General features: G+C 71.1%; 2 protein-coding genes. Both read left to right on the forward strand.

All coding sequences use genetic code 11. From position 1 onward, the window contains the following. Positions 1 to 504: IS607 family transposase (locus ACGF5C_RS34540; protein ID WP_393308588.1), on the forward strand; the 504-nt coding region annotated here is incomplete at its 5' end. After that, positions 501 to 1462, forward strand: a 962-nt coding sequence (gene tnpB / locus ACGF5C_RS34545) for an IS607 family element RNA-guided endonuclease TnpB (RefSeq protein WP_393308590.1), incomplete at its 3' end; no start/stop codon positions are given. The genes ACGF5C_RS34540 and tnpB, both read left to right, overlap by 4 nt.

Genomic DNA, 1462 nt, shown 5'->3' on the forward strand with positions numbered 1-1462 from the left:
GTTCCTACTTACCGGCTGGGTCGACTCATCATGGTGGGCGAGCCGTTACCTGCTGCCTCGGCTGGCGTCGAGCGGGTGGTGGTGTACGCCCGGGTCTCGTCCGCCGACCAGCGCGCCGACCTTGACCGGCAGGTCGCTCGGGTCGTCACGTGGGCGACCGGGCAGAACCTGCCGGTGTCGCAGGTGGTGACCGAGGTCGGATCCACACTGAACGGGCACCGCAAGAAGTTCCTCGCCCTACTGCGTGACCCGACGGTCACGACCATCGTCGTGGAACACCGCGACAGGTTCGCCCGCTTCGGTGCCGCGTACGTCGAGGCGGCGCTGACCGCGCAGGGTCGCAAGCTGTTGGTGGTCGACCCGGCGGAGGTCGACGACGACCTGGTCCGGGACGTCACGGAGATCTTGACCTCGTTGTGCGCACGTCTCTACGGCCGTCGGGCTGCTGAGAATCGGGCGCGCCGGGCGGTCGAGGCCGCCACCACACAGGACCCGCCGTCGTGAAGGCGATACAGGCGTACCGGTTCGCTCTGGACCTGACGCCGTGTCAGGAGCGGGCGGTGCTGGCGCATGCGGGCGCGGCCAGGGTGGCGTACAACTGGGGCCTCGCCAGGGTGAAGGCGGTCATGGGCCAGCGCGCCGCCGAACGCTCCTACGGCACGCCCGACGAACTGCTGACTCCGGCCGTCGAGTGGAGTCTCGCCGCGTTGCGCAAGGCGTGGAACGCGGCCAAGTCGGATGTGGCGCCGTGGTGGGCTGAGTGCTCCAAGGAGGCGTACAACACCGGCCTGGACAACCTGGCGCGCGGCTTGAAGAACTGGTCCGACTCCCGGGCAGGCAAGCGCGACGGTCGGCGCGTGGGATTCCCGCGGTTCAAGTCCCGCCGTCGCACCACCCCCAGCGTCCGGTTCACCACCGGCGCGATCCGGGTGCAGCCGGACCACAAGCATGTCGTGCTGCCCCGGCTGGGCCGGCTGAAGACCCACGAGTCGACCCGCAAGCTCGCCCGCCGTATCGAGGCGGGCACGGCCCGGATCCTGTCCGCGACCGTGCGCCGTGACGGCGGGCGATGGCATGTCGCGTTCTGCGTCGAGGTCGAGCGGGCCGAGCGCACCCCGACGCGCCCGCAGGCGGTGGTCGGCGTCGATGTGGGGATCACCCACCTGGCGGTGTTGTCCACCGGCGAGATGGTGCCCAACCCCCGGCACCTGGACGAGGCGGCCCAGCGGATGCGGCGTCTCTCCCGGCAGATGTCCCGGCGCGTCGGGCCGGACCGGCGCACCGGTCAGCGGCCCTCGAATCGGTGGGAACGCGCCCGCCAGCAGGTCGCTCGAGCGCATGCGCGGGTGGCGAACCTGCGCCGTGACGGCCTGCACAAGCACACCACCCGGCTGGCCCGCACGTACGGCACGATCGTGGTCGAAGACCTCAACGTGGCCGGCATGCTGCGCAACCGGCGGCT

The sequence above is a fragment of the Micromonospora sp. NPDC047620 genome (assembly GCF_043205005.1).
GTDB lineage: Bacteria > Actinomycetota > Actinomycetes > Mycobacteriales > Micromonosporaceae > Micromonospora.